Below are 20,017 nucleotides of genomic sequence, written 5' to 3'. Positions count from 1 at the left end.
TCACCACTGTCTCTCATCCCGCCTGAGACGACGCTGAGTTGCGGTATGCGGCTGCATCACTCGCTCGACGCTCACTCGTGCGCCTCGCGACGATCCCGTCCGCAGTGCCGGTTCTCGCCACGGACCCAGGAGTATCAAGGCCCCCGTGGCGGCCAGCACCGCGGCCAGGCCGACAAGGTAGAGCGGGCTGGCCGCCTCCCCGAGCTCGTGACCTGATCGTGCCTGAGGAGCGAGGGCGCCAGCGATGACCGCCGTGGCCATCGCCGCCCACCAGCCCCACCCTGAGATCAAGGCGGCAATCGGAACACCCACTCGCGACCGTGTAGCCGCAGCGGCAGTTGCCTCGTCGGCCTCGCGCCCGCGTACCAGTGCCGCGTGCCAGATCACCGCGAGCAGGACACCGCCGACGGCGTCGCTGGGGCGATGCCACCCCGCTGCCACAGTGCCTGCGGCGACGAGGCTCACCCAGGCGACGAGGGGCCCCCACCACCGGCGCGCGAGCTTCGGGCCCAACGTGGATGCCAGGGCGAGAGCGAACCCGGTGGCGATGGTGGCGTGCCCGCTCGGGAACGACCCGCCGGCAACGACCAGCCCCAGCGGCGAGGTGCCTGATGCGGTCGGCAGGAAGTGCTTGAGCAGCTCGGCGGACACGACGGCACCGACCACGGCGGTCGCCATGCGCAACGCGGGCCCAAGCCCTTGCCGTCGATACGTTCGCCCGCAGACCACGAGTAGACCCGCGGACAGGGTCAAGATCGTGATCGTCGACAAGGCAAGGCGCTCCATGACGATCAACCTGGTTCCGCTGTCCAACCGGCCGGCGAACGCCGAACGATCCACCGACGCGAGGCGGGGGACGAAGGTGATGAGCGCGTAGAGCACGACGAGAGCGACAGCCGAGATCGACACGGTCGCGCGTCGCGACATGGACGTCATGACCCCAGCCTGCGCACTGCTCCTGTGGTGACGCTGAGGATCCGCCGTCACGGGCGCCTCGCGTGCGTCGTGGCTGCGGGACTCCCGAACCATGACGGGGAATTGGGGCTTCTCATGCGCTCTCATGCCCACCACAGCCGCCGCAGGACAGCGTGTCTCCAGTCCTCGACACCCCCGTTCGCGGACCATCACCTCACCCCAGGAGTCGTCATGAAGCTCACCAAGAAGGGCGTCGCCGGAACTGTCGGCGCCGCCGCCCTGCTCGCCAGCGTGGGTCTCGGCCTGGGCTCCGTCGCCCAGGCCGCCCCGGCCACCTCGACGAAGCCGCCGGTCGCCGCGCCGGCCGTTGCCGCGGTCAGCTCGACTGCGGCGGACGCCGAGACCGCCGACTCGGCGAAGGACACCGACACACTCCAGCAGGGCGACCAGACGACCCCGGACACCGGTTCTTCCGCCGAGACCGCGGCCGGCACCGAGTCGACGACGGAGTCCGCCGCCGGCACCGAGACGGCGTCCGAGACCGGCCCGTCTGACGGGAACGACGGAGGCCACGCCGACGCCCCCGGCGTCGACATTAACCACGAGGGCGGCGCCAGCGAGAAGTAGGTCGCACCCGGACGGGACGCCGCTGTGAGGCGACGTCCCGTCCGGCATGTTCACACAGCCGTCGCGTTGCCGCGTCCTCACGTGTGCCCGGTTCCCGTCGAACCCAAGCACGGTGCTCCCGATCCTGGGGGAAACCTTCATCGCGAGCGACTGTCGTGCCGCGCAGCCTTCGCGCGCAGCTGCACGCTGCGAGTCGCGATCCGGTGTCCGCCGCACCCGGCGTCATCGTGGCTGGGGTCCTCGAGGCTCGTAGGCTGGACTCGTGGCCCGCATCCTGCTGATCGAGGACGACGACACGATCGGTGCCGCGCTCGAATCTGCCCTGGGCGCGAGCGGGTACCAGGTCCGTTGGCATCGCTCCGGCGGCAGCGGCCTGATCGAGGCCCGCGAAGCCGGGGCCGACCTGGTACTCCTCGATCTTGGACTGCCCGATCGCGATGGCATCGACGTGTGCCGCGAGCTCAGGAGCCGCCAGCCGACTGCGGTGATCGTGATCCTGACGGCACGCCAGGACGAGATGGACGTGATCTCCGGGTTGGACGCCGGCGCGGACGACTACCTCACGAAGCCGTTCAAGGTCAGCGAGGTGCTGGCCCGCATTCGTGCCCACTTGCGGCGGTCCAACACTGCGTTGTCTGTACCCGCTCAGCCCGCGGAACTCCGACTGGGCTCCCTGGTCATCGACGTCGCCTCGCGTCGGGTTCACGTGGCCCAGGTCGAGGTGGGGCTCCGTGCGCGTGAGCTTGACCTGCTGCTGCGACTCGCGACCGACGCGGGCGTCGCGGTGAGCCGCGAGACGCTGATGAGCGACGTGTGGGACGAGCACTGGTTCGGCTCGACCAAGACCCTCGACGTTCACATGGTCGCACTGCGGCGCAAGCTCTCCGACGCGGCAGCCCTCGCAGGTGCCGAAGCGATAGCCGCGCTCCCCGCAGTGACAACGCTGCGCGGGCACGGCTACCGCCTCGATCCTCCAACGGACACCTGAGGATCAGAGTCCTCGCAGCGCTTCCACCGCCGGGCGGCGCGACCGCTGAGCAGCCATGAGGGCCGCAGCACCGATGGCAAGAGCCGCCACGAGAACCGTCGTCGCCAGATACGGCCACGGCACCGACAGCTTCTCCGGCGGCGGGTCGAAGACACCGGTGAGCACGGTCACGAGCATCTGGGAGAGCAGCCATCCGCTCACCGCTCCCGCTGCGATCCCGCCGACAACCACGATCACCGCCTCGCTGAGAACGAGCCCCCGCAGCTGCCGCCCCGTCGCACCCAGCACGCTGGCGATCGCGAAGGTGCGACGGCGTTCGGCGAGCCCGAGCGCCAGGACGAGACCGCCGGCGGCTGCGGCCAGTACGAGCGCGAACCCGAGCTCGACGCGTGTGAGACCGGCGAGGTCGACCGAGGTCAGGCTGGACCCGATCGCCGAGCGGGTCGATCCGATGTCGGTCACATGTGCCGCAGCGCCGAGCTTGTCCTGAAGAGCTGTCGCGATTGCGGCGGTGTTCTGACCCCCGGTGTCGACGAGGAACGCTCCGACGGCGTTGCTTCCGGTGGCCTTGGCGATGTAGTCGGCGTTGGCGATGAAGAAGCTGTCGTGCGGTGCGGTCGGGAACTCCTTGGCGATGCCGGCATAGTGGAACGGCACGGTGATGAGCTTCTTGGTCTGCCCGTCCTGCAGGCGGAGCCGGATGAGGTCGCCCGGCGAGAGCTGGAAGTCCTTGACCGTTTCGTCGCTGACCAGAATCGCGTCGGGCTGCGCGGCGAGGCGACCGATGAGCTGCGCAGCTGTTCCGCCCTGGAAGTACGCGTCCTGCAGTGATGTCGCGGCACCGATCGTGGCCGGTCGGACGCCGTAGAGGTCTTGCAGGTCGGCACCGACGTAGGCGAAGCGGTGCTGCAGCGGTTCCACGCTGATCACACCCGGGACCGACGCGATGGCGGCCGCCCCGTCCGGCCCTACGTTGGAGCCTGGGGACTGGGTCACCGCGATGTCGGCGCCGTTGGTAAGCCGGGCGTCGACCTCCGCCTGCGCCTTGTAGGTGGCGTTGAAGGTGGCCGTCGAGGCGGCGAAGGAGACCGCGAGAGCCACCAGTACGACCGCGCGCGCCACGATGGTTCGCTGCCGGGAGAGCCCGGCGGCGGTCGTCGAGGACAGGTTGCCCGTCAGCGGCCGGATCGCGCGGGCGACGACCGGTCGACCTCGCCCCAGGACGACGTAGGCGATGCGCCAGGCCAGCAGGGCGACGCCGATCCACAGCAGAGCCGGGCCGAGGAAGGCCCAGTAGCTGACCGAGATCGTGGCGACCCCTTCCGGGGCGAGCACGAGGCTGTAGCCGGCCTGGCTGGTGATCGCGAACATCACGGCGGCGCCCGCGAGCATGATGATGTCGAGGCCGAAGCGCATCCAGCGAGGTGCCCGTTCCCGGTGCACCCGCGCCCGGGCACCCGTCACGGTGCTCTCGCGGAAGTCCCGCACCGTCGGGACCAGGACGGCGACCACGGCGATGAGGAGACCCACGACGAACGCGCCGACAGTCCAACTCAAGGCACTCGTGGTGGAGGCCCCGAATCCCGAGGCGCCGAAGGCAAACCGGCCGATCGCCGCGGCCACACCAAGCCCCACGATGCCACCGACCACGCCGACGAGCAGCGCCTCGACCGCCGCGAGGCGCACGACCTGGCGCACGCTCATTCCGCGGGCACGCAGCAACGCCTGCTCGCGTCGCCGGCGCACGGCTCCGGCACCCGCGATCGCGGCGGTCAGGATCCCGGCCAGGATCGCGCCGGGGAGTCCCAGGAAGAGGAACAGGACCTGGGAGTACAGGGAGTCCTTGCGCGCCCCGTCCAGTGATGCGGCGAGGTTATCGCCCACCAGTCCGGAACCCGCGAGCGTGGCCTCGAGGTTGTGCGCGGCCGCCGTCACCGCGATGTAGGCCTCGGCCGGGTCGGGCGGCAGGTCGTGGGTGTGTGCGACATGGACCTGAGTCGTCACGAGGTCCGGTCGCGTCGCGGACAGCGGGGCCATCGTCGACGCGAACGTGGACGCGGGCATGAGCATCACGTTGTCCGGTGGCGCGGCGGGCTGGGACTGCGGGGGGGCACCAACCTTCTGGAACAGGGAGTCCGCGTAGGGGAGATCGACCACGCCCGCGACCGTCACAGTCACCGAGGGGAGGCCGGCACGCGCGACCGTGACCTTGTCGCCAGGGGCCACGTGCAGGTTCGACGCCGTCTGCTGCGCGACCAGGACGCCGTCCGGGGACCCCGACAGCGTGCGGATCTCACCTGGAAACACGGTGCGGTAGTCCGCGGGGAGCCCGAGAACGACACCGACACCGGTGTTCTGCTGGGTGCCGCCCGTGGTGGCGGTGAAGCCGTCTGTCGTGGCGAACTGGACCGGGAGCGCCGCCGTCACTCCGTCGGCGCGACGGGTCGCGGCAAGGACAGCGGCCGGGTCTGTACCGCTGGCGGCCTGCACCTGCCAGTCGACGACGACGCCTGACGCTGCGCGGGCGGTCATGGTGGCCTTGGAGGCCGCGAGGAACGCCCCCAATGAGGCCAACAGGGCAACCGCGACCGCGATCCCGGACGCGGTCGCGATCAGGGCTCCGCGGCGTCGTCGCAGGAGTCCGCGCAGCCAGGTACCGGTCATCGGGTCACTCCTCGATCGTGCGGGGTGGACGAGTCGGTCGTGGACAGCACGCCGTCCCTGATCCGCCACTGCGTGGTCAGCCGGTCGGAGACCGCCGGGTCGTGGGTGCTGATCACCACGGCGGCGCCGAGCAGGTCGCCCGCCCCGAGCAGGACGTCGATCACGTGCACGCCGGTTGCTCGGTCGAGCTGACCGGTGGGTTCGTCGGCGAGGATGAGCACCGGGCGGGTGGCCATGGCTCGTGCGATGGCCACCCGCTGGGCCTGGCCGCCGGAGAGCTCGTCGGGGAGCTTGCTGGCGAGATCGTCGATCTCCAAGGTGTCCAGTGCGTCCATCGCCAGCTCGTGCGCGACCCGATCCGCTGTCCCAGCCAGGACGAGGGGAAGGGCGACGTTCTCGGCGACGTCGAGGGTGGGGATGAGGCTCGGCCCTTGGAAGACGACGCCGACGAGCCCGGGCCGACCGAGCGGGTCCTCCCCCAGCGCCGGCCAGGTCACCGAACCGGTGGTCGGTCGCTCGAGTCCGGCCATGAGGTGCAACAAGGTGGACTTCCCCGACCCCGAGGGGCCGGTGATGGTCAGCCTCGCCCCGGTAGCTACCTGGCAGGTCGCGCCGTGGATCGCGACGACCGCCGTCGACCCCGTTCCATAGGTCAGCGCGACATCATGCATCTCGATCAGCGTTCCGGGCGTGGCGGCGCGGCCCGGCGTCGCTGCGGTGACGGCCGAGGGAGCACTTGCTTGTGCGTTCATGAGACGACCTGTCCGTCGGAGAGGGTGACGACGCGGTCGGCGATCGCCACCACGTCGGGGCTGTGCGTGACCAGCAGGACGCCGCACCCGGCGTTGGCGCGGGTGCGCAGGAGCGCGAGGAGCCGCTGCTCGGTCTCGCCGTCGAGCTCGCCGGTCGGCTCGTCAGCGAGGAGCACCGTGGGGTCGTTGGCCAGCGCGACCGCCAGTCCGGCTCGGGCAGCCTCCCCACCCGAGAGCTGGGAGGGGTATGCCTCGGCCCGTGCACCCAACCCCACCCGGTCGATCACGACCGTGGGGTCGGGTGCTTCTCCGGTACTCAATCGTTGCGCCAGTGCGACGTTCTCACTGACGGTGAGGTGCTCGATGAGGTTGCCGACCTGGAACAGCACACCGACTGATCGTGCGCGCACAGCGGCCCGTTCGGCTTCGGAGCGGTGGCTGATCCGTTCCCCGTCGATCCACACCGTGCCACCGGCAGGTTCGTCCAACCCGGCGAGGCAGCCGAGCAGGGTGGATTTGCCCGAGCCGGACGGCCCGACGACGGCCACGATCTCACCGGACTGCACGGTCAACGAGACGCCGCGCAGAGCCAGGGTCTCCTCTTCGCCGGCGCGGAAGAACCGGTAGAGATCCCGTGCCTCCAACGCGGCATGCACTGTGCCGGTCACGGGGTCCACCGGAAGGAATCGCTGACCTTCGCCCACGGATCAACGTTGTCGGCGCTCTGCGGGCCGGACAGGCTCAAGGTCACGAGCTGGCCGTTTTTCCAGAAGAGGAAGGACTCGACGGCGTCGCGGACGACCTTGCCGGTGACTGGGTTGGCGGGCGAGTCAGCGAGGTAGGTGATGAGCACGCCTGACCCTCCGGCTCGGGTGAACGGCGCGACCTTGACCAGCTGGAACTTCGGCACGCTGGAGGCAAGCGCCGGCACCTGCGTCGCCGTCGCCGACGTGGCGGTCGGGGCGCTCGGCGCCGACGACTCCACCACAGTGATGGCGTTGAGCTTGTCGGTGAACGACGCCGAGGCCCCGCCTGATGTGCGCGCCCAGCCCTCCGGAACCTCGACGGTGTAGTGCCCACTCACACCTTGGTAGGTCACGTAAGCCTGGTTGTCGGGGATGTCGCCGGGCGGGTTGCTCTCCGTCACCGCGGGGGAGGGCGCGGCTGAGGTGGGAGGCGCTGATGACGTGCTCCCCGACGTGGTCGGTGCGGGACTTGTCGCGGATCCCGACGGAGTGCTCGTCACCGCTACGGGTGCGGGCGCTGTCGTCCCGCAGGCGGCCAGCGTCAGGCCCAGCACTCCTAACGCGATCGTGGTGCCAACGCGAGGTCGGGCCATGGAGTCCTCCGAGGTTGTGAGGGTGTGCGTCTGTCACGCTAGGGACGTGCTGGCTAACGCTCGGATCGCGCATGGCAAGCGGACGGTTAACGCTGCGTCGCCGTTCAGGGAGCCTGCATGAGACGACGCATCGTGCGGGTTGCACTGGCCAGCGCGGTCCTTGCGGTTGCCCTGTTCGCACTGCCGCTGGGCATCGCCGTCCAACGCATCTACCTCGGTGACGCGCAGGTCGCCCTCGAGCGCACGGCGCTAAGAACGGCGATCGGCATCGGCCCGGACTTCGCCGGTCGCGACCCGGCCGAATTGCCCGATCCAGGTGCCGGGGAGCAGCTCGGCCTCTACGACCCGCGTGGGCTGCGCATCAGCGGCTCCGGACCGGATCGAGCCGACCCTGCTACGGCGACGGCGCTCGGCGGTGGTGTGGGCCAGGACTTGTCCGGCGGCTGGATCATCGTTTCGGTGCCGGTGTCATCAGCCGAGCAGGTCGTCGGCGCAGTCCGCACCGCGGCGCCGATCGCCGAGGTATGGCGGCGCACCGCGCTCACCTGGGCTGCGATGGTCCTTGCCGCGGCGCTGGCGATCGGCATCGCGATCCTCGCCGCACGGGTGCTGGCCCGACGGGTGAACCGTCCCCTGGAGGAGTTCGCGTTGACCGCTCACCGGCTCGGTGACGGCGACTTCGATGTTCGAACCACACCCACCGGCATGCCGGAGATCGACGACGCCGGCAACTCGCTCAACGCCACAGCGGAGCGGATCGGTGACCTCGTGCGCCGCGAGCAGCAGATCGCCGCCAACGCCTCGCACCAGCTGCGAACCCCGCTCAGTGGACTTCGCGCCTCGCTGGAATCCGCGCTGTCCGACCCTTCCGCCGATCTGACCACGGCAGCTCGGACTGCCATCAGGGCTGCGGACCAGTTGGAGCTGACGATCGCGGAACTCATCGATCTGACACGTGGAAACAGCCCCCCCAACGTGGCTGTCGAGGTGACGGCCGTGCTTGACGCCGCCGTCTTGCGCTGGGGTCCACCGCTCGCTGCCGCTGGTCGTCCATTGCGCCTCCGGTTGACGGAAGGCTGTCCACCCGTTCGGTTCACCGAATCGGCGCTGCGCCAGATCCTCGACGTCCTCCTCGACAATGCGCTTCGACATGGTGCGGGAGCCGTGACTATGACAGCCCGTCCTGTAGGCGGGGCCATCGCCATCGACGTCCGTGACGACGGACACGGCATCCCCTTCGATCTGGACGTCTTTGCCCGCGGCGTCTCCCACGGCGGCGGCAGCGGCATTGGGCTAGCACTGGCGCGCGGTCTCGCCGAAGACGGTGGTGGCCGACTTCGGCTCAGCCAACGGGAGCCCACCACTCAGTTCACCCTTCTGCTGCCCCCTGTCGATCAGTAGAGCAACAAGAATGGGTCTTCGCTAGATCGTCGACGAGCGCATCGACACGGCCGTCGACAGCCCGAACCACCGTGACATCGCGTAGCTGCCACCACTGCGGTCTTGCCAACGTTGAAATCCTGAGAATGCGCTGCAGTTGAAACTGTGACGCATCGCGCGCAGTCGCGAAACAGCGATCATGCGCGACCGTCAACACCTGGGGGCCTTGTTGACCACGTCCATGTCAGGAGCCCCCATGAGCGAGCCGGCGCCGCCGGTCGTGCTCATCGACATCAGCGACGCACCCTGGCCTCGGAGCTCGCCGCCGGTTGACCCTGTTCGCGCTCATCGTCGCGACGCCACGGGAACCTCGTATCCACGAAACCTCGATCGACGTCGTCGTGACGGACAGCCGGCGCACCGACCCAAGGCGAAGCAACACCATCGGCGGAAGAGTTCCGTTGCTCGCCGTTCGGTTTGACGGCAGTCCACCAAAGCGCATCGACCCGCTGTGCGGCGGAGTGGACCAAGTGGTCACCATGACCGCAGCGGCCGATGAGATCGTTGAGGTGGTGATGGCCCTGTTGCGTAGACGGGGCCGAGCGTGAGGCCGCCCTAGTCTCCGGGTCATGGACCGGTGCTCAGCAGCCGATCAGGCGCGCTCCTGGACCGGGCCACGCCTCACCTGCGGATGGCCTCGCCACGAACAACACAGAGCACATCCATCCAGGGATACGACCTTTGCGGGACGGCTTGAGCTCCGTGCGGGCTGATCGGGCCGGGACCGCCGGTCCTCGCGCGTCGCCCATGCGTGCGAGCTACCGCTGGAGCGGTGGGGCTCGTGGCTGCTTGGCTCTCCGAACTCACCAACGGGGACGCCGCCGCGTAGCGGCACTGGCGGTCCAGGCCATCGCGAGCAAAGCGAGCCCGAGTACGCCGATCCGGGCGCGCAGCGGCACGCCGCCCGTGGGCTTGTCGTCGAAGTCGAGGAGTGCGGCGCAGACGGCGAGAACCCCCGGGACTGCGAGCATCCACACCGTCCACGCCGGGACGCCGCCCCTCGTTGCACCGCTCGTGCGCATCCTCGAGGTCCTTCCCGTATCGGATCGTGATCGCCGGCTCCAAGCGTCGCACGGATTCGGACGGGCTCGAGCGCGCGATCTGCCACGACCGGGACGCACACACGAGGTTGGATCGGTTTCTCAGTGCCCTCATAAGTACGAGTCACTGGGTCCTCAGGTAGGCGCTGCGGTGGAATCCTAGAATCACCGCACTGTCTGCCGGGCGGGACACGTCCGGGCACGCTTCCCTCGTCGTCTCCGGGTGCTGGCGTTCGTGGACGACTCTCCGGGAGGGGACTGTGGTGGACGCCAGCTGGTATCTGGACGTGAACGACTTCGCGGTGCGCACTCCGTGGCTGCACGGGGTCCTCACCGTCTACGCCGTCTACGGGGTAGCCGTCTTCGCGGTCCTGGTCGCCATTGGGTGGTGGCTCGCACGGTCGCAGGACGACCCGGCTCGTGGTGTCGCAGCGGCGCTGTGGGCCGGAGCCGGCACCGTGGTCGCGGTCGGTATCAACCAGCTCATCGGTGGGGTCGTGGCCCGGCCTCGGCCCTATCTCACCCTGCACGGCGTCGAGGTTCTGGTCGTGAAGAGCAGCGACTACTCGTTCCCGTCCGATCACGCCGTCACCGCAGGCGCCGCGGCAGCGGGGCTGTGGATCATCGGCCGGTACGCGGGGCCGCGGACTCGCGGCCTGGCGGTCACAGGAACGGTGCTGGCCGTGCTGCTGGCATTCGCTCGGGTCTACGTGGGCGCCCACTACCCCGGCGACGTCGTCGCCGGACTTCTCGTCGGTGCGATGATCTCCGTTCTCGGGTGGCTTGCCGTCGGACGACTGCTCACCGCACTGGTGACTCGCTTGGCCGGCTACCGGTCCTTCCGCCCCCTGGTCGTCGCGCACCCCTCCCCCAACGCATGACGCGCCGACACCCGCCGGCCAACCGGTCAAGAGGCGCCTTCGCGAATTGCGAATCGTCGCCCGCCCTGCCCCAACTCAAGGGTCAACCACAGGACTGCCGATGACGCCTGAGCGCGACCGGGTGCCCTATGCGTTCACCCACGACGACACCGCCCCCATTCCGGTCGTGTGCGGCCCCGTCACCACGCCGCGGCACCCGCGCAGCAAGGTCCCGGAGATCACCGCGTTCTTCTGGATCATCAAGATCCTCACCACCGGGATGGGTGAGACGGCATCCGACTTCCTGGTCCACGCCATCGGCCCGCTGATATCCCTGCCGCTGGGGTTCGCCGGGTTCGCAGTCTCGTTCGTCATTCAGATGCGTTCACGGACCTACGTCGCGTGGAAGTACTGGCTCGCGGTCGCGATGGTGAGCGTCTTCGGCACGATGGCAGCGGACGTCCTCCACGTAGGGATCGGGATCCCCTACCTCGTGTCGACCACCGCGTTCACTGTTGCGCTTGCGGTCATCCTCTGGCAGTGGCGGTCCCACGAGGGCACCCTGTCGATTCACAGCATCCACACCAAGCCCCGCGAGCTGTTCTACTGGGGCACGGTCCTGGCCAGCTTCGCGCTAGGCACCGCCGCAGGGGACATGACGGCCGTCACCTTCGGCTGGGGCTACCTCACTTCCGGGATCGTGTTCTCGGTGCTGTTCGCGATCCCGCTGGTCGCTCAATCCCGTTTCGGCGCCGCGGAGATCACGACGTTCTGGACCGCCTACATCATCACCCGGCCGCTGGGCGCGTCCTACGCGGACTGGCTGGCGCTGCCACCCTCGCGTGGCGGCATCGGCCTCGGCACCGGTCTCGTCACCGTGCTGTGGAGCCTGGCGATCGCCGCCCTCGTCACCTACCTCGCCCTCACCCGCCGCGACGTCGAGACCGACCAGCGCCCAAGGTGATCAGCGGAGCACGCCCCGGGAACCGCTCCCGCTCACCCGTCCGATGCAGCCGCCCCGGTGACCGACACCAGCCCCGGCAACTACGCATCCAACCGTAGCTGCTCCGCGGCCACTTCACCCATCACCACGACAGTCGACCCGTCCACCGGCACCGAGACACTCACGATGTCCTCGAACACCGGCAGATCCCACAGGCGTGAACGAGCGAGCTCGCAGACCGACACCACCTGATCAACAGGAACTCGAGTCAGCTCCGCCCACGAGCTGCATCCCATCGCCGCACTCATGACGCACCCGCTGTCCCTCAGCGAGTCCGCCCCAACACCCGAGATCGGATACACGTCTGGCTCCACGGAGCTTTCGTCGGTGGCTGACTCGATCTCGGCCGTCTCGCGAGCACACCTCCCTAGGTGAACTCGTGGTTCGAGCAGGGATCGGCAGCACCGTCAGTGGTGCGGACGTGATGTCGATAGCGCGCCTGTCGGCGGGCGCGGGCTACCAGTACCTGGTTCGTCATACGGCGTGCGGCGACGTGCCGCGTGATCCAGCCAAGCCGTTGACGGCGTACTACGCGGAGTCCGGCTACCCGCCGGGCACCTGGTGGGGCGCCGGCCTCGAGGGCCTGGGCGACGAAGAGCACCGCGTGCTGGCGGGGTCTGTCGTCACTGAGGACGCGATGGCCCGCCTGTTCGGCGCCGGCCACGATCCGGCGACGGACACCCCGCTCGGCCGCCCCTACCCCGTGTTCCGCAGCTCGAGCCAGCGGATCGCCGACGCCGTCGCCGCCCTGCCCGCGGACCTGGAGGACGGACAGCGGGCCGCCGCGGTCGACGCCGTCCGCCGTTCGGAGTCCGGACGGCGGACGCGGGGTGCGGTAGCGGGGTTCGACCTGACCTTCTCCGCCCGCAAGTCCGCCTCCGTCCTGTGGGGCCTCTCGGACGCCGCGACCCAGGCGGTCGTCCTCGAGGCGCACCGGGCGGCGGTCCGCGACACCCTCGCCCTGATCGAAGACCGGGCGATCTTCACCCGAGTCGGTGCCCGGTCCTGCGCACAGGTCCCCACGAAGGGGATGGTCGCGGCGGTGTTCGACCACTGGGACACCCGCCTCGGCGACCCCGACCTGCACTCCCACGTCGTGATCGCCAACAAGGTCCAGGGCCTGGACGGGCAGTGGCGGTCGCTGGACTCCCGCGCCCTGCACCACGCCGCGGTCGCGTTCTCCGAGGTCTACGACAACCTCCTCGCCGACCGCCTCGAAACGGTGCTCCCGGTGCGTTGGTCGCTGCGGGACCGCGGACCACGACGCTCGCCCGGGTTCGAGATCGACGGCGTCCCCGACTGGGTCTTGAAGGAGTTCTCCCTGAGGACCCGCGGGATCGACGCCGGCATGACTGGCGCTGTCGCGGAGTTCCGCGCCCGGAACGGGCGCGCACCCTCACCGGTGGAGACCACCCGGCTGCGACAGAAGCTCACCCTCGCCACCCGACCGGCCAAGACCGTTCACGCGCTGGCCGAGCTGGTCGCCTGGTGGCGGGTGCGCGCCGCGGCCCTGATCGCCGACCTGCCCGAGCACGTGACCGGACCGCTCCTGCCGATCCTGGCCCGGCTCGGCGAGGCCGGCGAGCACCGCAACCTCACCCGCCGACGCCAGGCCGAGCGGATGCTCGAGGGAGTGTCGGAGACCGACCGGCTCCGGCTCTGGTCCGCCGAGGTGCCGCCGCCGCGGGGCATCTACGCCGGGGACATCCACCCACGCATCCCCTTCGGCGGGGAACCAGCCATGACCGGCGCCGACGCCGTCCGCCTGCTCAACAAGTACGAGATCAAACCCGGCCTCCGCAGGACCGAACCCCACCGGTCCGCCCGCGCCTGGGCCGACGCCGAGATCCCCGACCCGGTGATCGCCGACCTCGCCGCGACCACCCTGACCGCCGTCCTGGACCGGCGCTCGACCTGGACCCGGTGGAACCTGCTCGCCGAAGCCGCCCGCGCCACCCGCCCGATCCGCTGCGCCACCACCACCGACCGGCACGCCCTGCACGACCGCATCGTGGCCGCCGCGCTCGACCAGTGCATCAGCCTCGAGACGCCGGAGGTGTTCACCGTCCCCGCCGCCTTCCTCACCCCCGACGGCGTGTCCGTGTTCACCCGCCCCGGCCAGGACCTCTACACCCACCCTGCCATCCTCGACGCCGAAGCCCGCCTCCTCGCCGCCCTCGACGACCTCACCGCCCCCTCCATCGCGCCGTCCGCCGTCTCGCTCGTCGGCTCGTCCGTCGGCTCGGACCCGTCCGTCGGCCAGTCCGCCGCCTCGTCGTCGCCCGTGGAACCGTCCGTCATCTCGTCCGCCGCGATCGGCCCTCCGCCGCGGCACGCGGGCGACAGCTCCGGAGTCAAGCTGGCAGCGGACCAGGCGAACGCCGTCGTCGCGATCGCGACGTCCGGGCGCCGCGTCGACGTCCTGGTCGGCCCAGCCGGCACCGGCAAGACCACCACCCTCGCCGCGTTGCGCAGTACGTGGGAGGCGCAGTTCGGGCGTGGGTCGGTCGTCGGGCTCGCTCCCTCCGCGACGGCCGCAGCCGAGCTGTCCGCGAGACTCGGGATCGGGTGCGAGAACACCGCGAAATGGCTGCACGAGACCACCGGCCCCGGCGGACAGGAACGCCAACGCCACCTCGACCACCTCCGCGACTCCGAACTGGCCTGCCGACGGACCGGGGACACCAGCGCCGCCAACCGCGTCGCCCGCGGCATCGCCGAGGTCCGGCGCACCGCTTCGGCCTGGACACTGGAACCCGGGCAGCTCCTCATCGTCGACGAGGCCTCCCTGGCCGGAACCCTCACCCTCGACGACCTCACCACCCAGGCCACCGCCGCCGCGGCGAAGGTGCTGCTCGTCGGGGACCACCACCAGCTGTCCGCCGTCGACGCCGGCGGCGCGTTCGGCCTCCTCGCCGCCACAGCGCAGGCCCGCGAGCTCACCTCGCTGTGGCGGTTCACCCACCGCTGGGAGGCCCACGCCACCCGACGCCTGCGCCACGGCGACCCATCCGTCCTCGACGTCTACGAGTCGCAGCGGCGCATCACAGCGGGCACGAGCGACGAGGTCCTCGACGCCGCCTACGACGCCTGGACCCACGACCAGGCGGCGGACGCGTCGACCCTGCTGCTCGCGGCGGACACCGACACCGTCAGCCAGCTGAACGAACGCGCCCACCAGGACCGGCTCGCGGCCGGATGCGTCGACCCCACCACCGAGGTCCCGGCTGCCGACGGCGTCTCGGTCGGAGTAGGCGACGTCGTGCTCACCCGCCGCAACGACCGACGCCTGCTGACCACCGGGGGGCAGCACGTCCGCAACGGCGACAGGTGGACCATCACCGCCACCCACCCCGACGGCGCCGTCACCGCCGTCCGCGACGAGACGGGTCGCGAGGTCGGGAGAGGCGAGGAGCGGGTCCTGCTGCCGGCGACGTATGTCCGCGACCATCTCGAGCTCGGCTACGCCACCACCATCCACCGCGCTCAAGGCGTCACCGTCGACCACGCCCACGTCCTGGTAACCCCCGGCATGAGCCGCGAAGCCCTCTACGTCGCGATGACCCGCGGCAGCGACTCAAACCGGCTCTACGTCCCCCTCGACACCCCCGACCACGGTCACGACGAGATCCCCGACCCCGGACGACCCGACCCCACCGCCCTGGACGTCCTGGCCGGGATCATCGCTCACAGGGACCGCGAACGCTCCGCCACCGAGACCCTCCGCGACAACCAGAACGCCACCACCAAGCCGTCGCGGCTGCTGCCCATCCGCGACTCCCTGCAAGCCGGCACCCCCTGGGCCGTCGACACCCCCGACCTCCTCCAGAACCCTGCCTCCACACCGGAGATCGACGTGGAGGTCGACGCGGCCATCATCGAGATCGACGCCCTCCTCCACCCCGGCCGGCCCGAGCCGAAGGCGAAACGCGACACCAGCCCCCTGCGGCGCATGTACCTCCAGAGCCTCGAGATGGACCCCCACGAGCTCGAACGCGCCCTCATCGGCGACTCGCCCACGCCGGACGCAGACGACGACTACTACCTCCGCATCTGACGGCGTCTCGTCCACAGGCAACGGCTGCCACGGGTCGACAGACCGCGCCGCAACATGCGACCCCTACGGATTCGATGGAGTCTCAAGCGGTCCTGTTCGGACACACATCGGCGGACTTTTCGAAGATTGGTCGTGTTTAGTGGATCTGCCTAAAGCTCGGCGCGGTGCCACTGCCCGCGGCCGAGTCGAGCGTGCCGGGTCGCGACCGTCGGGAGCCGGCCCAGGGATACAGCAGGGTCCGAGGGCGAGGCGACCGACCTCTCACGATTTCTCACAAAAGACCCGGCAGACACCCGCAGGCACGAACACGGAGCATCACATGAACCGACTCTGACCTGCAACGATGCTCCAAAGCGTCATCAGCAAACACCGGTTGATGGCTCTGAAAATCGGAAGGTCGGCGGTTCGACCCCGCCCCTGGCCACCTCCGGCACCACCCCTCCAGCACTGCGAAGGCCCGGGCGCGCGCCCGGGCCTTCGTGCTGAGCCCGGTCGTGGGAGGGTGCCGCTCGTGCGGGCAGTGGTGTGGGAGTCCTACGGCGCGACGCCGACGGTGCGCGAGGTGCCCGAGCCGGAGTGCCCGGAGGACGCCGTCGTCGTGGAGGTCGCGGCCACCGGCGTGTGCCGGTCCGACTGGCACGCCTGGCAGGGCCACGACCCCGTGCCGTCGCTGCCCTGGGTGCCGGGGCACGAGCTCGCCGGCACGGTCGTCGCGGCGGGCGCCGGCGTGCGGCGCTGGCGCGGGGGCGAACGGGTCACCACGCCGTTCGCCTGCGGGTGCGGCCGGTGCCCGGTGTGCGCCGCCGGCGACGCCCAGGTGTGCGCGCAGCAGACCCAGCCCGGCTTCACCCACTGGGGCTCGTTCGCCGAGCGGGTGGTGGTCCGCGCCGCCGACACCAACCTCGTGGCCCTGCCCGACGACGTGTCCTTCGTCGACGCCGCCCCGCTCGGCTGCCGGTTCGCCACGGCCTACCGCGCCGTCGCCCACCAGGGCCGCGTCGCCGACGGCGAGTGGCTCGCGGTGCACGGCTGCGGCGGCGTGGGCCTGTCCGCGGTGATGACCGGGGTCGCGCGCGGGGCGCGCGTGGTCGCCGTCGACGTCTCCCCCGCGGCCCTGGACGCGGCCCGGTCGCTCGGCGCGGAGGCGGTCGTGCAGGTCGACCCGTCGTGGACGCCGCAGCAGGTCGGCGATGCCGTCCGCGACGCGACCCACGGGGGCGCGCACGTGTCGGTCGACGCGCTGGGCGGCACCGCCGCGATGTCGGCGTCGGTCGCGTCCCTGCGCCGCCGGGGCCGCCACGTGCAGGTGGGGCTCATGCTCGGCGCCGACTCCGTGGCCCCCGCGCCGATGGGCCGCGTGATCGCCGAGGAGCTCGTCCTGGTCGGCAGCCACGGCATGGCCGCCCGCGACTACCCGGCGATGCTCGACCTCGTCGCCTCCGGCGCGCTCGACGTCCACCGCCTGGTGGGCCGCGTCGTCGCGCTGGACGACGCGCCGGCCGCGCTCGTCGCGATGGGCGGGCCGCCGGTGGGCGCCGGCATCACCGTGGTCGACCTCTCGCTCTGACGGTGCGGGGCCGCAGGTCGGCCACGCGGGCGGCCAGCGCCTCGGCGTCGTGCGGCGCGCGGCCGCGGCTGTCGTTGTCGAAGTACACGACGACGTCGTGCCCCGCGGCCGCCAGCTCGCGGCACCGCTCGGCCCAGCGGTCGAGGCTGCGCGAGGCGTAGCCGCTGGCGTAGAGCTCGGTGTGCCCGTGCAGGCGTACGTAGGCCAGCGGGCTCGTCGCGACGTCGATGAGCGGCCAGCGCGGCGAGTCGGACACGACGCAGGCGACGCCGTGCTCGCGCAGCAGGTCCGGGAAGCGGTCGTCGGCGAAGGACGGGTGCCGGGCCTCGACGGCGTGGCGCAGCGAGCGCTCGCCGTGCCGCTCGTGGTCGCTGCGCTCCGGCGGCAGCGAGGCCCGCTCGCCCAGCCGGGCGGCCTGCGCGCTGGTCGCGGGCAGCAGCGTGAGGAAGTCCCGCAGGAGGCCGGCGTCGAAGGGCATCGACGCCGGCAGCTGCCACAGGAAGGGGCCCAGCTTGCCCGCGAGGCCCAGCACCCCGGAGGCGAAGAACGTGGCGAGCGGCAGCTCGACGTCGTGCAGCCGCCGCAGGTGGGTGATGTACCGGCTGCCCTTCACCGCGAAGGTGAAGCCGGCCGGGGTCTCCTCGTGCCAGCGGGCGAAGCTGCTCGGCAGCTGCAGGGAGTAGAAGGTGCCGTTGAGCTCCACCGAGTCCAGCCGAGCGGCGAGGAACGGCAGGCGCCGCGCGGCCGCGAGCCCGGCCGGGTAGTAGTCGCCGCGCCAGCCGTCGTACTGCCAGCCCGACGTCCCCACCCGCACCGAGCCCTGAGGGCCGCCCGGGGACCCCGCTCGCCGTGCCGTCATCCGTCCGGTCACCTCGCCGACGCCGGTCCTCCCGGCTCCCGAGCCTGCCCCGGGCCGGCGCCGAGGGGCGGGCGGCGCCGTCGGCGTCCGCGCTGCGGTGCCGGCTCAGCCGGCGGGGCCGAGCAGGGTCGAGTCGACCTCGACGCCGGCCTCGCCCGCGGCGACGGAGGCCACGAGCGCGTCGCCGGCGGCCTCGAGGTCGCGAACCCCCATCGGGGCCAGGCCGTCGAGGATGAACAGCACCGACGTCGTGCCGGCGGTGAGGCGGGTGCGCACGCACTGGCGCCAGTTCCAGCGCCGGCACGTCACCCCGGCGTCGTCGCGCCAGACCACCTCGCCCGGCTCCGGCGCGGTGACGACGGGCTCGCCGTCCGCGACGGTGTCGAAGGGCTCGTCCCCCGTGGCGCGCACCAGCCCGGGCGGGCCGACGTACCGGTCGAGGTCCTCGCCGCCGACGGGCAGCAGGTGCTCGACGGACACCGCGTTGTACAGGTCGGTGAGCCGGTCGACCCGCGGCAGGCCGGCGTCGACCCGCCGCAGCAGCGCCTCGACGCTGCTGCGCGCCTGCCGCGGTCGCACGCCGAAGGACGCGAACGCCTCGCGCCAGGCCGCGATCTCCGGCAGCGTCTCGGGCGCCGACCCCGCGAGCCGCTCGCGCGCGGCCTGCTCGGCCCGGTGCAGGGCAGCGTCGCTGACGGCGTCCGTGGGCCCGCCGCGCACCCCGCGCACCACGAGGAGCAGCGCCAGGTAGTCCGGGCGCAGCGCATGGACGTCCGCCGCCACGGCGGCGTCCAGCAGCGACGGGGGCTCGGGCTCGGGCACGCGACCTCCTCGACGGCGGCGCCGCCTGCCGAGCACCCTACGGACGCCGCACCGCCGGCGCCCGCGGCGTGGGGTCGACGAACACGTGGCGCACGTCGGGGAAGCGCTCCTGAACCCGGTCGTCGACGTCGTCGGCCAGCCGGGCCACCCGCTCTCCCGGCACGTCCGCACCGACCGTCACCCGCGCGGCGAGCAGCACGTTGCCGGGGCCGAGCTGAAGGCTCATGAGCTCGACGACGCCGACCACCCCCGGAGTCCCCACGATCTCGCGCTCGATGGCGGCGAGGTCGTCGGCCGGCAGCGACCGCCCGATGAGCCCCTCCTGGTTCTGCCGCCCCAGCACCACCGCGACCACGGCCAGCAGCACGCCGATGGCCAGCGACGCCACGGCGTCGAAGACCGTGGTGCCCAGCCAGCGGTCGAGCAGCAGACCGGACGCCGCGAGCACCACGCCGACGACGGCGGCGCCGTCCTCGAAGGCCACGGCCCGCACGGTCGGCTCGAGCTCGTCGAGCTCGGGCAGCTCCTCGCCGTCGCGCTGCGACCGGATCTGCCACAGCGCGCGCACCAGCGAGGCGCCCTCCAGCACCAGCGCCACGGCCAGCACCCCGAGGGCGACGCCGATGTCGCGCTCGGGGGTCGGCGACACCAGCCCCCGGACGCCCTGGAGCACCGAGAACCCCGCGCCCAGCACGAAGATCGACACCGCGGCCAGCAGCGACCAGAAGTAGCGCTCCATGCCGTAGCCGAAGGGGTGCTCACCGTCGGCGGGCTTGCCGCTACGGCGCAGGGCGGCGAGCAGGAACACCTCGTTGAGGGTGTCGGCCATCGAGTGCGCGGCCTCGGACAGCATGGCCGCCGAGCCGCTCAGCAGGCCGGCCACGAGCTTGGCCACGGCGATGAGCAGGTTGGCCGAGCCGGCGACGAGGACGGTGGCGAAGGACTCCCGGTGCTCCCGGGCGCGGGGTGCGGGCACGGCCGACGCCGTACCCGGTCGACGCTGCCGCGAACGTGTCCCGCACCACCGCTCGCCCAGGCCCGCCGGACGGCGGACCGGAACGCGGGCACCGGCCCGAATCTGCGC

General features: G+C 71.4%; 16 protein-coding genes. 7 read left to right on the top strand and 9 right to left on the bottom strand.

Translation table 11 applies throughout. The annotated features are described in order from the left end of the window. Complete coding sequence (locus GC157_17010; GenBank protein ID MBI1379160.1) at window positions 1-1,683, bottom strand: phosphatase PAP2 family protein; 1,683 nt, start codon at window positions 1,681-1,683, stop codon at window positions 1-3. A gap of 121 nt (window positions 1,684-1,804) precedes the next feature. On the opposite strand from GC157_17010, the gene GC157_17005 reads away from it, so the two are divergent. Then, entirely contained in the window at window positions 1,805-2,530 is a 726-nt protein-coding gene (locus GC157_17005) for a response regulator (protein ID MBI1379159.1), read from the top strand. 3 nt (window positions 2,531-2,533) lie between these two features. Here GC157_17005 and GC157_17000 read toward each other — a convergent pair whose 3' ends face one another. The 4 genes from GC157_17000 to GC157_16985 are packed head-to-tail and all read right to left on the bottom strand — an operon-like array spanning window position 2,534 to window position 7,243. Next, window positions 2,534-5,194 carry an FtsX-like permease family protein gene (locus GC157_17000; GenBank protein ID MBI1379158.1) on the bottom strand — a complete coding sequence of 887 codons (2,661 nt, stop codon included), beginning with the start codon at window positions 5,192-5,194 and terminating at the stop codon, window positions 2,534-2,536. Further along, window positions 5,191-5,946 carry an ATP-binding cassette domain-containing protein gene (locus GC157_16995; protein ID MBI1379157.1) on the bottom strand — a complete coding sequence of 252 codons (756 nt, stop codon included), beginning with the start codon at window positions 5,944-5,946 and terminating at the stop codon, window positions 5,191-5,193. The genes GC157_17000 and GC157_16995 overlap by 4 nt, the downstream gene beginning before the upstream one ends. Next, window positions 5,943-6,623, bottom strand: coding sequence for an ATP-binding cassette domain-containing protein (locus tag GC157_16990; protein MBI1379156.1), 681 nt, complete (start codon window positions 6,621-6,623; stop codon window positions 5,943-5,945). The genes GC157_16995 and GC157_16990 overlap by 4 nt, the downstream gene beginning before the upstream one ends. Continuing rightward, window positions 6,611-7,243, bottom strand: a complete 633-nt coding sequence (locus GC157_16985) for a hypothetical protein (GenBank protein ID MBI1379155.1) — start codon at window positions 7,241-7,243, stop codon at window positions 6,611-6,613. The genes GC157_16990 and GC157_16985 overlap by 13 nt, the downstream gene beginning before the upstream one ends. A 159-nt stretch (window positions 7,244-7,402) precedes the next feature. On the opposite strand from GC157_16985, the gene GC157_16980 reads away from it, so the two are divergent. The 4 genes from GC157_16980 to GC157_16965 all read left to right on the top strand — a co-directional run bounded on the left by GC157_16980 (window position 7,403) and on the right by GC157_16965 (window position 11,589). Beyond that, window positions 7,403-8,686, top strand: a complete 1,284-nt coding sequence (locus GC157_16980) for a HAMP domain-containing protein (GenBank protein ID MBI1379154.1) — start codon at window positions 7,403-7,405, stop codon at window positions 8,684-8,686. 308 nt (window positions 8,687-8,994) lie between these two features. Continuing rightward, entirely contained in the window at window positions 8,995-9,273 is a 279-nt protein-coding gene (locus tag GC157_16975) for a hypothetical protein (GenBank protein ID MBI1379153.1), read from the top strand. A gap of 755 nt (window positions 9,274-10,028) precedes the next feature. Continuing rightward, a complete protein-coding gene (locus GC157_16970; protein MBI1379152.1) occupies window positions 10,029-10,646 on the top strand; it encodes a phosphatase PAP2 family protein in 618 nt (205 codons plus the stop codon). Between the two features lie 100 nt (window positions 10,647-10,746). Then, window positions 10,747-11,589: a hypothetical protein gene (locus tag GC157_16965; GenBank protein MBI1379151.1), complete on the top strand. Its 843-nt coding sequence runs from the start codon at window positions 10,747-10,749 to the stop codon at window positions 11,587-11,589. Between the two features lie 80 nt (window positions 11,590-11,669). On the opposite strand, the gene GC157_16960 is transcribed toward GC157_16965, so the two are convergent. Beyond that, window positions 11,670-11,876, bottom strand: coding sequence for a hypothetical protein (locus GC157_16960; protein MBI1379150.1), 207 nt, complete (start codon window positions 11,874-11,876; stop codon window positions 11,670-11,672). 176 nt (window positions 11,877-12,052) lie between these two features. Here GC157_16960 and GC157_16955 point away from each other — a divergent pair, with 176 nt between their 5' ends. Then, window positions 12,053-15,685 carry a relaxase domain-containing protein gene (locus GC157_16955; GenBank protein ID MBI1379149.1) on the top strand — a complete coding sequence of 1,211 codons (3,633 nt, stop codon included), beginning with the start codon at window positions 12,053-12,055 and terminating at the stop codon, window positions 15,683-15,685. Between the two features lie 511 nt (window positions 15,686-16,196). Beyond that, window positions 16,197-17,252 (top strand): alcohol dehydrogenase catalytic domain-containing protein, encoded by a 1,056-nt coding sequence (locus GC157_16950; GenBank protein MBI1379148.1) that lies wholly within the window; start codon window positions 16,197-16,199, stop codon window positions 17,250-17,252. On the opposite strand, the gene GC157_16945 is transcribed toward GC157_16950, so the two are convergent. From GC157_16945 to GC157_16935, 3 genes are all read right to left on the bottom strand, one after another. Then, on the bottom strand, window positions 17,227-18,111 hold the full coding sequence (locus GC157_16945) for a DUF72 domain-containing protein (GenBank protein MBI1379147.1): 885 nt from the start codon (window positions 18,109-18,111) through the stop codon (window positions 17,227-17,229). The genes GC157_16950 and GC157_16945 overlap by 26 nt on opposite strands. A 105-nt stretch (window positions 18,112-18,216) precedes the next feature. After that, entirely contained in the window at window positions 18,217-18,933 is a 717-nt protein-coding gene (locus GC157_16940) for a hypothetical protein (protein ID MBI1379146.1), read from the bottom strand. 37 nt (window positions 18,934-18,970) lie between these two features. Next, window positions 18,971-19,909, bottom strand: coding sequence for a cation diffusion facilitator family transporter (locus GC157_16935; protein ID MBI1379145.1), 939 nt, complete (start codon window positions 19,907-19,909; stop codon window positions 18,971-18,973). Window positions 19,910-20,017: the final 108 nt, after the last annotated feature.

Source organism: Frankiales bacterium, assembly GCA_016125335.1.
In the GTDB taxonomy this organism is placed as follows: domain Bacteria; phylum Actinomycetota; class Actinomycetes; order S36-B12; family CAIYMF01; genus Longivirga.
Note: the sequence above shows the minus strand (reverse complement) of the source record. Positions and strands in the feature narration are given on the sequence as shown.